The organism is Kaistella sp. 97-N-M2 (genome assembly GCF_021513235.1).
GTDB lineage: Bacteria > Bacteroidota > Bacteroidia > Flavobacteriales > Weeksellaceae > Kaistella.
This window is the reverse complement of the sequence record NZ_CP090976.1, coordinates 1,932,396-1,946,021: the sequence shown is the minus strand read 5'-3', so window position 1 is coordinate 1,946,021 and position 13,626 is coordinate 1,932,396. Positions and strand designations below refer to the sequence as shown.

Sequence of the window (13,626 nt, the reverse complement as noted above, 5' to 3'; positions counted from 1 at the left end):
TTCGTTTCACCTTTTTTATTTTACAAACTGAGCCTTCCATCGATTCTGTCGATCTTCAATTTTATTTATTTTCCACGGCTAGTTTCTGCAAAAAGACCGAATTTTGCGCAACTTTTAAAAATAAGTGACGCTGAAATTTCCCTTAAAGAATGCTTAAAGAAAAAAATAAATTTATTGCAACCTTGCTTGCGTTTGCAGTAATTCCAATGTCGGGCCTGGCGACCGATATTTATTTGCCCTCCATGCCGAGTATGGCGGTGGAACTGCAACAGCCGGAAAGCCGGATCCAACTAACGCTTTCCATATTTTTGATCAGTTACGGCATCACCCAGTTTTTTGCGGGAAGCGTGGTCGATTCTTTCGGTCGCTATCGTGTTGCGTTGATTTCCCTGGCGTTGTTTATCGTAAGTTTTTTGATTACCGCCACCACGAAAGATATTATGGTTATCTATGCCATGCGCGTGGTACAGGGCGCTTTATCGGGTTTCGCTGTAGTTTCAAAACGTGCATTTTTTGTTGATGTGTATGAAGGCGAAAAACGGAAACATTATTTAAGTATCATGACGATTGTATGGTCGGTAGGACCTATTATTGCGCCTTTTCTGGGCGGATATTTACAGAAATTATTCGGTTGGCAATCTAACTTTTATGTTTTGGCGGGTTACAGTTTGCTGCTGTTGATTTTTGAACTTCTGTTCTCGGGTGAAACTTTAAAAATTAAAAAACCTTTTTTTTTACGAACCGTGTTGAAAGAATACGACATGATGTTCCGCACGAAAGATTTTTTCTACGGCATGCTCATGTGTGGCGTCAGTTACGCGATGGTTATTTTCTTTAATTTATGCGGTGCATTTATCATCGAACATAAGATGGGCTATTCGGAGGTGGTGGCCGGATATGTTTCGTTAATGCTTGGTTTTGCCTGGATGATGGGCGGATTTTTAGGCAAAGCCTTAATCGAAAAAGCATTTCTGCCGAAAATCCGGTACGCTAATTTTATACAGTTATTTTTAATCGTTTTGATGATTTTTTCGTCTTTATTTTTAAATACCATTTACAGTTTGGTCGCGTTTGCCTTCGTGATTCACGTTACTGCCGGCTTTATTTTTAATAATTATTTTGCGTACTGTTTGGGAAGATTTCCTAATTCGGCGGGTGTTGCCGGGGGATTAACGGGCGGTTTTGCCTTCATCATAACGTCTGCCATCAGTTACGGAATTGTGGCGATCCTGAAACCGCAGGTTCAGCTGCACGTGGCGGAAGGCTATTTTATTTTAGGTATTTTAGGACTGCTTATTTTAACGATGACGCAATTTAGAAAAGCGCACCTGTAAGTTAATCTGGATTTTCTTTATCTTTAGTTTGTAAAAAAGCAAAATGACGAAAGGCAGATTAGAAGCATTCAGCGACGGCGTTCTCGCCATAATTATCACCATTATGGTCCTGGAACTGAGAATCCCGGAAGGTGAAAATTTTTCGGATTTAAAACCGCTTGCTTTTAAATTTCTCTCCTATCTTTTCAGTTTTATTTATATCGGAATTTACTGGAACAACCATCACCACTTATTTCAGGCGGTAAAACATGTGAACGGAAAAGTGCTTTGGGCTAATCTGCATCTTTTATTTTGGCTCTCCATTTTACCTTTTGCCACCTCCTGGCTGGGCGAAAATCACTTCACCAAAAATCCCGCGGCATTGTATGGATTTATTTTGTTGATGTGCGCGCTGGCTTTTAATATCCTGCAGAAATTTTGTCTGGACCTGGAGGGCAAAGATTCGGTGATTGCGAAAGCACTGCAATCTACGTTGAAAGAAAAACTGTCGGCTCTTATTTATGTTTCGGGCATCGTTCTTTCTTTTTTCCTGCCCTTAATTGCTGTGGGAATGTATTATGTTGCCGCAATATTTTGGGTGATTCCGGATCTGAGAATCGAAAAAAATCTGAAGTAATGGTTTATGAAGGTTTATTTAAATTTTGCCGCAGTGCTGGTTGGCATTATTCTTTCTTTGCCTTAAACAACATCGATAAAATTTAACAAAAAAAATAAATTAAAATGGCAGAAATTACGCAAAATAACGGAGAAAAGTTTGGAGAGTTCAGTGCAAGATACGAGGGTGAAAGAGCCGGCGTTCTACAGTACGAATGGTTGGACGAAAATACTTTTAACATCGCACACACGGAAGTTGAGGATCATTTTGAAGGAAAAGGAATCGGAAAAGATCTGGTTACTTCAGCCGTGGAATTCGCGAGAAAGGACGGAAAAAAAATCCGTGCAACCTGCCCGTTCGCAAAATCTGTTTTGGAAAAAGATGCGTCGACGCACGATGTTTTCTCCGCTTAAACGACATTATAATTAAGAAAAATAATTAACCTTTCCCGCCGGAAAGGTTTTTTTGTGTGACAACTGGGCAAAAAGACGAATCTGCGCCCCGACTTGAACGGAGCTCTTTTTTGCGCAACGCAGTGAAGCAAAAAAAGCGGGAGTGGAAGGCGGATAAAGGCGCCCAAATCCTAAAAAAAACTATATTTGCTCATAAATTTTTTAAAATGAACACATCCACGATTTTGTTATTATTTGTTTTCGTCTATTTTGTTGGCTTACTGGTGATTTCCTATTTTACGAGTAGAAATGCCGACAATCAGTCCTTTTTTATCGGAAACAGAAAAAGCAAATGGTGGCTGGTGGCGTTCGGAATGATCGGAACCTCGCTTTCCGGCGTCACGTTTATTTCAGTGCCCGGCACCGTGGGAAAAATGACGGACGGAGCGTATGCTTTTGGCGGATTTGAGTATTACATGCTCGTCATCGGCTTTTTTATCGGGTATTTTATCGTGGCGTCCGTACTTTTACCGCTTTACTACAAAATGAACCTGACGTCTATCTACACATATCTGGGCCGAAGATTTAATGTGGAAGCGCATAAAATTGGGTCGATATTTTTTATTATTTCGCGCTCCATCGGTGCCACGGCGCGTTTATTTTTGGTGGTGAATGTGCTGCAGATCTTTCTTCTGTCCGATCTGGGTGTTCCGTTCTGGCTGACTTCGGCCATCATTTTATTAATGGTCTTGCTGTACACCTACGAAGGCGGCGTGAAAACGATTGTGATTACGGATACATTGCAAACTTCTTTTATGATTTTAAGTTTAGTGGGGTGTATTGTTTACATTCTTTCCAATTTGAATTTGTCTGCGGGCGAGGCTTACACGGTTTTGGCGTCGAAAGATTACACGCATGTGCTGAACACCGATTTCCATTCGAAAACATTTTTCCTGAAAACGATTTTGGGTGGCATGTTCATTACGATTGCGATGACGGGACTGGATCAGGAAATGATGCAGAAAAACATTTCTGTGGACAATCTGCACAACTCCAAAAAAAACATGCTCACGTTTGCGGGAACTTTACTTTTGGTGAATTTCGCGTTCCTCTTTTTGGGCGGTTTGCTTTATCTTTTTGCCCAAAGCAACGGCGCAGAATACGGCCAGATCGTAGATATAGTGAGCGGAAAAACAAGCAATGCGTTTGGTTTTAAAGACACGGCGGGCAACATTACGAACATGATGGGCGATGATCTTTTCCCCGCACTGTCGCTACAGGGATATTTCCCGCTCTTTATTTCGGTCATTTTTATAATCGGTTTGATTTCTGCGCTTTTCCCTTCTGCGGACGGGGCTTTAACCGCGGTGACGAGTTCTTACTGCGTAGACCTTTTAAATCTGAACGAAGACAAAATCCGGACAGAAAAACAGAAGAAAAAACTCCGAATGAAAATCCATTTGATTTTCACGGTGATCTTTTTTATCCTGATTATGATCTTTAAAGCCATCAACGATAAGTCCATCGTTTACCTTATCATGGAAGTCGCGGGCTACACCTACGGTCCTCTGCTGGGACTTTTTGCTTTCGGCATTTTGACCAGATTCCAGATTCACAAAAAATACGCGATTCTCGCAGTTACTCTAATTTCCCCTGTTTTAACTTATCTGCTCAACTTTTTTGTCACCAATAACAGCACCTACAAAATTGGGGTTGAACTTATTATTATCAATGGATTGATCACATTTTTGGGGTTGTGGCTGATTAGAAGTAAAGGGTTGAAAGGAGAAACTATTTAACCGAGCGAAATCAATTTTGTCAAGGTTTTACATGTTTTTAAATTGCGTTGGTGAGACTTTAGGTTACGAAGAGAGAACTACTTAAGCGAGCGAAATCAACCTTGTCAAGGTTCAACAAATTCTAAAAAAAACCAAAATCCAAACTACCTTCACCCTCCCTTAAAAAAAAACATCCAACTACCACCTTCCGCCACTTAGCACCATTTCTCAAAACTTAGAGAAAATGCCAAAAAATCGCCCAGAATTTCAGTCCAATCCCACGAAACGTACTATCATTTCCAACGCTAAAAACCACCCTTCTTCCATTTTCCCACGCCATCAAAAATTCGTAAATTCGCCTCCAAATAAATCTACATAATGAGTAAATCTACTGAAGAGCTGAAATCTCTTACCACACAGATTAGAAGAGACATTTTACGAATGGTGCACGCCGTAAATTCCGGCCATCCCGGCGGCAGTTTGGGCTGTACAGAATACTTTACCGCGCTTTACGGCAGAGTGCTGAATTACAAATTGCCCTTCACCATGGCCGGAAAAAACGAAGACCTTTTCTTCCTTTCCAACGGCCACATTTCTCCCGTCTTCTACTCCACTTTGGCGCGCTTCGGATTTTTTCCCGTTTCCGAACTCGCAACCTTCCGGAAATTAGGCACTAGACTGCAAGGTCACCCCACAACGCACGAAGGACTTCCCGGCGTTCGCGTGGCTTCCGGCTCTTTAGGTCAGGGTTTGTCCGTAGGCATTGGCGCGGCTTTAGGTAAAAAATTAGACGGCGACAGCAGCCTCGTTTACACTTTGCAGGGCGACGGCGAACTGCAGGAAGGCCAAAACTGGGAAGCCTTTATGTACGCTGCGGCCAAAAAAGTCGATAACATTATCGCAACCATCGACTATAATGGCAGACAGATCGACGGCGATACCGACGATGTTTTGGATTTAGGCGATCTGCACGCAAAACTCGAAGCTTTTGGCTGGAAAGTCCTTAACGAAAAAAATGGCAACGATCTCGAGGCCGTTATCGCGATTTTAGAACGCGCCAAAGCCGAAACCGGTCAGGGAAAACCCGTCGTCATTCTCCTCAATACCGAGATGGGATTTGGCGTCGATTACATGGTGGGAACCCACGCGTGGCACGGAAAAGCACCGAGCGACGAGCAACTGGAAACCGCCTTTAAGCAACTCTATATCGAAGCTCCGGCAGACTATTAAAATTTTTTGGGCAAGACATTTTTCTTCGTCAAAGGCTCATTTTATTTTTTATGTCAGACATTTCCGTCCTCCGTTCCCGCTTTTTTAACTGGTAGCTTCGGCTACGCTCAGCCACCAATTAAAAAGAGCTCCACTCAGGCCGGGCTGCAGATGAGTTATCATTAAAAAACCCCTTACTAAAAATATAGATTGTCCGTGAACAGTAATAGATTGGAATTCTTTGCGGACCTTCCTGAGTGAAACGCCTTTGTGAACGTAATTAAAAGCGTATTTATAAAAAAAACTTTGCGCCCTTTGCGCTAAATTTTTATTCTTTTAAATAAGACATACCTATTAAAATTCGAAGAAATTCGAGAAATCAAAACATCAAAAACATGAAATATACTTATACAGAACAAAAAGATACAAGAAGCGGCTTCGGTGCCGGTTTGGCCGAGTTGGCAGATAAAAATCCGAACGTCGTTGCCCTTTGTGCAGACCTCATCGGCTCTTTGAAAATGGAGAAATTCATTGAAAAAGCGCCCGAAAGATTTTTCCAGGTCGGCATCGCAGAAGCCAACATGATGGGAATTGCCGCGGGCCTAACCATCAGCGGAAAAATTCCGTTCACCGGAACTTTCGCAAACTTTTCAACGTCGCGGGTTTATGACCAGATTCGCCAGTCCATCGCGTATTCCAATAAAAATGTAAAGATCTGCGCCTCCCACGCCGGACTCACTTTGGGTGAAGACGGTGCCACACACCAGGTTCTGGAAGATATCGGAATGATGAAAATGCTTCCCGGCATGACCGTCATCAACACTTGTGATTACAACCAAACCAAGGCAGCTACTTTGGCCATCGCAGATTTCGAAGGCCCGGTTTATTTACGTTTCGGACGACCGGTTGTTCCTGTATTTATTCCGGAAGATATGCCGTTTGAGATCGGAAAAGGAATTCTGCTTCAGGAAGGAACCGACGTGACCATCGTCGCGACCGGACATTTAGTTTGGGAATCTTTATTGGCGGCCGATGCTTTAGAGAAAGAAGGAATTTCCTGTGAGGTTATTAACATTCACACCATCAAACCATTGGACGAAGACATCATCCTGAAATCCGTAGAGAAAACAGGAAAAATCGTCACTGCCGAAGAGCACAATTACATCGGAGGTTTAGGTGAATCCGTTGCCGGAATGTTGTCCCGAAAAAGGCCAACCATTCAGGAATATGTTGCGGTAAACGATACTTTCGGAGAATCTGCCACCCCAGCAGAACTCATGAAAAAATATGGTATCGATTCTGATGCGGTGATTGCAGCGGTGAAGAGAATTATGGAGAGATAATTTCAAAAAGACGAAAAGATTTTAGATCGCTTCGCTTTTAGAAAAAAGTTTAATCCACTGCTATATTGCAGTGGATTTTTTGTCGATAATTGATATTCTAGCAAAATCAATAAAACTTCATGTCTGTATAAGCCTATACGTTAGGAAATACAAAAGATCGATTTGCAATTTATGAGGAATAAATTCTATATTAGTGACTAGAAGTAAAACTTACGACTGTCAGACAAATCCCTATCAAATACGTTGTATTTGTTTGATGAAGTAATACATATGAATAAGTTAGGCGAAATTTTAAAACCAAAATCATGGAAATCCAGTCTTCAGAAGATATTGTTAATGAAATCGCTGTCTTAAAACAGCGTAAAGAACACGTTTCAAAGCAATTAGAAACATTTAGATTTACTTGGTGGGGCTGGCTGATTTGTTCAATTGTTGGTTCAATATGTTACTATGTATTTCGAGTAGAAGCATTCACTGATCAAATTACCAGATCGAGTTTGATTGCCCAATTACTTTTTGGCTGTATTATTGGCTCTATAATTTATGCCTATTGTCTCGGAGCAATGAGACTTATGCTAACAGGGAGATTGAATAGAGTTGAGATGGAATTGGCGAAAGCTGGTGTGATAGAATTACAAGAAAATATCGACCAGAACTTTTTCACTAAACTGGTTCAAATAAATTTTAAGTATTTGGACCAGTATTATTTACAGACGCAAGAACAGGCTAATAAAAGTTTTAGACTTGCGTCCTTTGCTGCAATTTCCGGTTTAATAATTATAATAACAGGTATAGTTATGATGTATAATGGAAAGTTAGAGCCTGCCTATGTTACAACCGCATCAGGAGTTCTAAGCGAATTTATTGCCGCAATTTTCTTTTATTTATACAATAAAACTATATTGAAGATGTCTCAGTATCATCAAAAATTAGTTCTAACTCAAAATATAAGTTTGGCGCTAAAAATAACCGATGAAATGGAAACTGAACAAAAAAATAAAGCCTATGAAATGTTGATCGATAGACTTACAGTTGATGTAAATAAATATCTAACAACCACGAAAGAGTAGAAAAACTTCGCCCAACATCGTTTATGACGAAATTGCTGGTTTTCAGGTAAAAGAATGTCTTTTTTTACTAAGTTTGTTTCCGGTGGCAGAAAATACTCTGCTCCTTTTTCCGCAACTTCGCATACACGCGAAACGTTAGCGGAAATTCCAGGAAAAAATCGCTATTTTAAGAAAATAAACACTAAATATGAAAAGAATGTTAATTATCGAAGCTTGTGGAATGCAAGGCGAGAAAAATGAATGCCAAAATATTAAATCGCAAGCTGAACTTTATAAAATCAATGTAACTTCTGTCGCACCAAAAGATAACGCTGAACTTATAACCATTCTAAATAAGGGTATAAAATATGATTTCATATATCTTAGTTCGCATGGAAGCGATGAATGCTTTGGAAATGAGGCGGGAACAATTATTTTCAGTTGGTTTGACTTTGGAGTTGAATTGTGCAGTTCAGACTGTATGAATGAAGATTGTTTAGTAATGCTTTCTTGCTGTCGTGGTGGATTGAATCAAGTTGCATACGACTTATTTTATTGTTGCAATAAAATATCATATGTGATTGGACCTCGTCAAAGTTTAACACCTCAAGATATGTTAATTAGTTTCAATATTTTGTTGTATAATGTTGAAATAAGAAAAATTGATCCAATATTATCTTGCGAAAAAATCAAACTAGGTTCCGACATTAGATTCGTCTGTTTTGACAGATTAGAGATTGAAACTGATGTTGCTTATATTTTAAAATGTCAAAGCCATTCAGAACAAGATGTTGACGAATTGAATGAAGCAAAGGAAAAAGTAAATGACCCAAAAGTTGATTTCATTCCGCCAGAAGTGTTGGATTTGAACAATGCTGTTAATTAGGAACTTCCGCTAACATATTCTATGACAAAAACCAAACAAAATCCCAATAATTTACGCTGCAAATTTGTGCAGATTCACAAAATTGGACTTGCGCTGGATTACAGCAAATATTCTGTATACAACTTTACATTTGATGTTGTTTAAATCCAACATCGTGTGTTTTCCTTCTGCCTTTTTTCGGGTGTAATATTCCTTCAGTTCCGGATCGTATTTGATGGCCGTGAGCGAAACCATGTGCAGCAGCGTTTTCATCTTTTTATCTGCCAAATGACTGACTCTTGTCTTGCCTTTGATGCTGGTTCCAGAAGTGTGCTCAAAGGGTGCGACACCCGAATAACAGGCGAATTTCCGTGCATTTGCAAAGGTGGTAAAACCTTTTGTCGCCATTAAAAGATAAACCGACGTAACCTCTCCAATACCCGGAATACTTTTCAAAAGCTGCTGTTGTTCGAACAGATTTTCATCTTCGCGAATTAATTTTTTGATCTTCTGGTCCAGCAGAGCAAGCTGTTTTTTCAGGTGGTTGACGGTTTGTTTATTAATGGATTTTACGCTACCAAAAACTTCTTTGCTGAGGAAAATTTCATTTTCCCGCGTTCTTTCGAAAGTTTTAATGGCAGCCACGGTTTTTTCCCGTTCCGAAAAAACGATTTTGAGTTGCTGCAGACTCAGTTCCGGAAGCACAGAAAGTGTAATTTTGTCGGTGTTGCGTTGGCGTAATATGCGATTTCTTTGGCATCTACCTTGTAATTACTTTGCTAATAACTAAACTTTCGTTTTGTCTGAAATTACTAGAAATTAAAGCCGACTGAACAAAAGTCGATTTTACTACATTATTGAAACATAAACCATATCTAGCTACATAAAAAATCTCAAAATTATAAACACAATATATAAAATAACTGCTCATATTGTCTCGAACTAATCTATTATTTAATTGAGTTAATCCTGTTTACTTTAGATGTATAGTAATATAATGAACTGATCATTATTTCATTCATTACAGTACAATATAGTGAGCAAAAAAAATAATATTTTTACAACTGTAATATGGAAGGAATTATTTTTTCTTTGAAAAGAACTTAAAGAAATTTAGTAAGGATTTTGCACCTTCCCTTTGTAAGGATTTGTTCGAAAAACCATTTTCTCTCTGTTTTTCATCTTTGATATCTAATTCCTGATAAATTAGTTGTCCCGTCTGGTCTCTAACTCCACGAAAGCCAAATACACAGATACACCCAATACCAGAACAAGTACAATCTTTATGTGGAAGTACGTCATGTGTGAAAAATTCTGTTTCACTTAAAACCCTACCATCGTCTATCAGACACGTAGGACAACTATTTTTATGAGCAGAAATAACAGCCTCCATCATAAAACCATTTATTGCAAAAGTATTTTGGTGAGACATTTTGAAGGCATCATTTGCGAGTTTTTTAATGTGATAGTTATCCGTTTTATTTTCAAAAACCACTTTAAACTTGATCATCGCTAAATATGTGTGATATTGTACTTCAAAGTTATTGGAATGTCTTTCTATATTCTTTTGGAACTGAAGCCATATAAAATCCTTAAGTTGATTTATGTTACCAAATGTAACAGGAAAATTTACATAATCTTCTTCAAGTTCTTTTAGCGGCACTTTCAACTGAATAAAAGAATCAAAATTTTCATTCTTAATATAAAGAAATCTTTCTTCTTCCTTATTTTTTGAATTCATACCAATAATTTTTAATGATTACAAATATACATTTTATAACAATTTTGCATTATAAATTGATATTCATTTTTTTCTTATAATTTGGTCAACTTTTTTACAATAAACCCCTTGCTGCCGCACGAATCCCTTCGTGTGGTCGTTCTTAAAAAAATTATTAAATTCAAATAATCTCAATTTCCAAATCCGCCATACAACGGCAACGCATTTGGATTTTATTTTTTGTAATTTTAGGTCCAACATTTAAAATGCGACTCCTCATCATTCTATCACTTTTAATATTTTCCTGTATGCCAAATTCAAATAAAAACCCAAAAACTGATCATACAACAAATGATCGCATCGCAACTCAATCCAACAGCCAAATGCTTTACAATTTTTCCGACCAGGGAAAAGGCAAATGGCGCATCCAGAATGATGTCGTAATGGGTGGCCGGTCTGAGAGCCAACTCAAAATGACTGAAGACAGCCTCGCGCATTTCTCCGGTCGTGTTTCCCTGGAAAATGATGGCGGTTTTTGCTCAATCCATCAAACCGTAGAAAAAGAACCTTTTATCATTTCCAAAGATTCAAAATCATTTTTAATAACATTACAAGGCGATGGCAAAGATTATAACTTTCGCATCAGAACGCCCAACGGCAGACATTCTTATGCTTATACCTTTCCTACAAAGGGCGGTGAAAATTGGGAGACGGTTACCATTCCGTTTAATTTGATGGAAGCAACTTACAGAGGAGAAGAGGTAGATGTGCCCAATTATGCCGGGGAAAATGTGGTGGAAATGCAGTTATTAATTGGCAATAAAAAGGCAGAAACTTTTGAAATTTTCGTCAAATCTATTGCGGTTGATTAGCAATAAATCGATTGGAAGCCGGCGCACAGATTTATAATCACTGACGAGGAGGAGTTTCAGCGGCAGAAATTACAACACACTTTATTAACCTATAAAATGGCTGAACTGAAAATCCGGTCTGGTTATTTACTTCGCCTTATCCAATCCAATCCATTCCGTCCTCAGCTCCCGCGCGAATCCTTTCTTGCTGACTTTAAATTAAAAACTTTTAGTCTTATTGAGGTCACACCAAAGAATTCGTACAACATCGAAGATTAACCTATTGAATGAATTGAAAATCCATAACGACAAAGACTTCAAATTAATATTTATTTTAAAATCAGTAAATTTAAAATTATTCTTTCCTAAAAATTTCGTCAAATGTCATCTTTGCAAAGCCCCACCCTTTTCACCATCGGTCATTCTACGCGAAGCATCGAAGAGTTTCTGGACCTGCTGAATTCATTTCACATTAAAACCCTCGCCGACATCCGCCGCCTGCCCGGTTCCCGGAAATATCCGCAGTTCGACCAGGAGCAGCTGAAAAAATCGCTCGAAGAAAACGGCATCGAATATGTTTATATCGAAAATCTGGGCGGACGAAGAAAAGCGGCTGCCCATTCCAAAAACACGACGTGGCGCAACAAATCCTTCCAGGCCTACGCCGATTACATGGAAACGGAATCTTTCGAAGACGGTGCAAAAATGCTGGAAAAAGCCGCATTAGAAAAACCCACGGCAATGATGTGTTCCGAAGCAGTGTGGTGGCGCTGTCATCGCTCCATGGTTTCGGATTATTTTAAAGCAAAAGGCTGGGAAGTTCTGCACATTATGGGTGCGGGAAAAGCAACCGAACATCCTTACACGTCGCCGGCGAGAGTTGTGGGTGACAAAGTTTTTTACACTGAAAAATAAAAGATATGGAAGTAGAATTGAAAATTGGTGATGAGTGACCTGGAATTCTCAGTTTGGTCTGGTGAACGGTAAAATTATTAAAAAACATACCGAAGATTTCGAATTTATGGGTCGGAAACGCCGTGCGTCCGAAGAAAATCCGCAGTATGAGGTTCAAAGTTTCAAAACGGGCAAAACAGCAGCACACAAACCCTCAGCATTGAAGAAGTCCCGTGGTACTGCTTAATGTGACCTTTCTCTTCTGTATTACCGGGAGCATTCTTTCGGACAAATTATTAATTGTTTCTAAAATTTTTAACTGATTTCAATTAAAGATATTTAGCACTTATTTTTTGAAGTGAAATATTTGCGAGCATCAGGAAATGATATAAACAATGTCTTCGGACCTTCTCAATTCCTTTAAAAAAAGTAAAAATTAAATAAAAACAACATGGATAAAAAATTTAAGATCGGCGATAAATTAAGCTGGAAATCCGAAGCGGGAAAAGTTTCCGGAACCATCATCAAAGTTCATACGAAAGACTTCGATTACAAAGGTTACACGCATCACGCAAAAGAAGACGACCCGCAGTACGAGATCAAAAGCAGCAAAACAGATCATATCGCCGCGCACAAAGGTTCTGCCTTAACCAAAGAATAAATTTCATAATTCCACATTGATCATGTTCGATTACCGCCTAAAAGTTTTTTACACCGTGGCCAGCCGCCTAAGTTTTACGAAAGCGGCCAATGAACTCAGCATTTCGCAACCCGCCGTTACGAAGCATATTAAGGAAATTGAAAATCACCTCAACACCAAACTTTTCAGCAGAAACGGTACCACCATTCAGCTGACCGAAAGCGGCAAAACTTTACTGAAGTACGCCGAGAAAATCCGCAATCTTTACCGCGATCTGGAGTTTGATATTTCCCAACTCAACAAAGAACAGAAAGGAAAACTGAAAATCGGTGCAAGTACAACGATCGCGCAGTATATTTTACCGGAAATTCTGGCTAAATTCAATGCTTACTACAAAGAAATCGCCATCGAACTTGTGACGCATAACACCGAAGACATTTCCAACTTACTCAAAAACGGACAGATCGATTTGGGCATTGTAGAAGGCGAATCGCGGTCTTCGTACTTCGATTACGAAATTTTCAAACCGGACGAAATCGTGTTGGTGTGCAAAGCCGATCATCCGTGGGCGAACAAAACGCTGAAACTGAAAGATCTCTACACGATCGATCTGGTGTCTCGCGAACAGGGTTCCGGCACACAGGAATTCATTGAGAATCAACTGAAAAAAAATAAGATCGACCTGAAATCTTTAAATATCGTCATGAATCTGGGCAGCAGCGAAAGCATTAAAAATTACCTGCTCCACTCTGAGGCCATGGCGTTCGTTTCGGTAAGTACCGTTTTGCAGGAACTAAAAAATAACCAACTCAGCGTCATCGATATTAAAAATTTCAGTATCGAACGGAATTTCCATTTTATAACTTTGAAAGGGGAACAGTCGGAGCTGATTCATCTTTTCCTCAAATTCGTCCGTTATAACTAAACGTTATATTTAAGAACTATTTATGATGAAA

General features: G+C 39.3%; 15 protein-coding genes. 13 read left to right on the top strand and 2 right to left on the bottom strand.

The features are described from left to right. The first annotated feature begins 149 nt into the window (after positions 1 to 149). The 8 genes from L0B70_RS09165 to L0B70_RS09130 all read left to right on the top strand — a co-directional run bounded on the left by L0B70_RS09165 (position 150) and on the right by L0B70_RS09130 (position 8,586). Complete coding sequence (locus L0B70_RS09165) at positions 150 to 1,334, top strand: MFS transporter (RefSeq protein ID WP_235141506.1); 1,185 nt, start codon at positions 150 to 152, stop codon at positions 1,332 to 1,334. 43 nt (positions 1,335 to 1,377) lie between these two features. Beyond that, positions 1,378 to 1,950: a TMEM175 family protein gene (locus L0B70_RS09160; protein WP_235141505.1), complete on the top strand. Its 573-nt coding sequence runs from the start codon at positions 1,378 to 1,380 to the stop codon at positions 1,948 to 1,950. A 104-nt stretch (positions 1,951 to 2,054) separates the two neighbouring features. Beyond that, positions 2,055 to 2,342, top strand: a complete 288-nt coding sequence (locus tag L0B70_RS09155) for a GNAT family N-acetyltransferase (protein ID WP_235141504.1) — start codon at positions 2,055 to 2,057, stop codon at positions 2,340 to 2,342. A gap of 206 nt (positions 2,343 to 2,548) precedes the next feature. Continuing rightward, positions 2,549 to 4,120 (top strand): sodium:solute symporter, encoded by a 1,572-nt coding sequence (locus L0B70_RS09150; RefSeq protein ID WP_235141503.1) that lies wholly within the window; start codon positions 2,549 to 2,551, stop codon positions 4,118 to 4,120. Positions 4,121 to 4,477: 357 nt separating this feature from the next. Next, positions 4,478 to 5,329, top strand: a complete 852-nt coding sequence (locus L0B70_RS09145) for a transketolase (RefSeq protein ID WP_235141502.1) — start codon at positions 4,478 to 4,480, stop codon at positions 5,327 to 5,329. A 374-nt stretch (positions 5,330 to 5,703) separates the two neighbouring features. Continuing rightward, entirely contained in the window at positions 5,704 to 6,651 is a 948-nt protein-coding gene (locus tag L0B70_RS09140) for a transketolase family protein (protein ID WP_235141501.1), read from the top strand. A gap of 305 nt (positions 6,652 to 6,956) precedes the next feature. After that, positions 6,957 to 7,721, top strand: coding sequence for a TRADD-N-associated membrane domain-containing protein (locus L0B70_RS09135; protein WP_235141500.1), 765 nt, complete (start codon positions 6,957 to 6,959; stop codon positions 7,719 to 7,721). Between the two features lie 196 nt (positions 7,722 to 7,917). Then, positions 7,918 to 8,586, top strand: a complete 669-nt coding sequence (locus L0B70_RS09130; RefSeq protein WP_235141499.1) for a hypothetical protein — start codon at positions 7,918 to 7,920, stop codon at positions 8,584 to 8,586. A gap of 51 nt (positions 8,587 to 8,637) precedes the next feature. Here the strand turns inward: L0B70_RS09130 and L0B70_RS09125 are convergent, their stop codons facing one another. Then, positions 8,638 to 9,270, bottom strand: coding sequence for an IS110 family transposase (locus tag L0B70_RS09125; RefSeq protein ID WP_235141498.1), 633 nt, complete (start codon positions 9,268 to 9,270; stop codon positions 8,638 to 8,640). Between the two features lie 376 nt (positions 9,271 to 9,646). Beyond that, positions 9,647 to 10,306 carry a hypothetical protein gene (locus L0B70_RS09120; protein ID WP_235141497.1) on the bottom strand — a complete coding sequence of 220 codons (660 nt, stop codon included), beginning with the start codon at positions 10,304 to 10,306 and terminating at the stop codon, positions 9,647 to 9,649. 287 nt (positions 10,307 to 10,593) lie between these two features. Between L0B70_RS09120 and L0B70_RS09115 the strand changes: the two genes are divergently transcribed. From L0B70_RS09115 to L0B70_RS09095, 5 genes are all read left to right on the top strand, one after another. After that, the gene (locus L0B70_RS09115; protein WP_235141496.1) at positions 10,594 to 11,157 is read left to right on the top strand and encodes a CIA30 family protein; all 564 of its coding nucleotides are present in this window, start codon (positions 10,594 to 10,596) and stop codon (positions 11,155 to 11,157) included. A 360-nt stretch (positions 11,158 to 11,517) separates the two neighbouring features. Continuing rightward, positions 11,518 to 12,051 (top strand): DUF488 family protein, encoded by a 534-nt coding sequence (locus L0B70_RS09110; protein WP_235141495.1) that lies wholly within the window; start codon positions 11,518 to 11,520, stop codon positions 12,049 to 12,051. Between the two features lie 34 nt (positions 12,052 to 12,085). Continuing rightward, positions 12,086 to 12,277 carry a DUF2945 domain-containing protein gene (locus L0B70_RS09105; RefSeq protein WP_235141494.1) on the top strand — a complete coding sequence of 64 codons (192 nt, stop codon included), beginning with the start codon at positions 12,086 to 12,088 and terminating at the stop codon, positions 12,275 to 12,277. Positions 12,278 to 12,481: 204 nt separating this feature from the next. Further along, entirely contained in the window at positions 12,482 to 12,691 is a 210-nt protein-coding gene (locus tag L0B70_RS09100) for a DUF2945 domain-containing protein (protein WP_235141493.1), read from the top strand. Between the two features lie 22 nt (positions 12,692 to 12,713). Next, positions 12,714 to 13,595, top strand: coding sequence for a LysR family transcriptional regulator (locus L0B70_RS09095; RefSeq protein ID WP_235141492.1), 882 nt, complete (start codon positions 12,714 to 12,716; stop codon positions 13,593 to 13,595). Positions 13,596 to 13,626 lie beyond the last annotated feature (31 nt).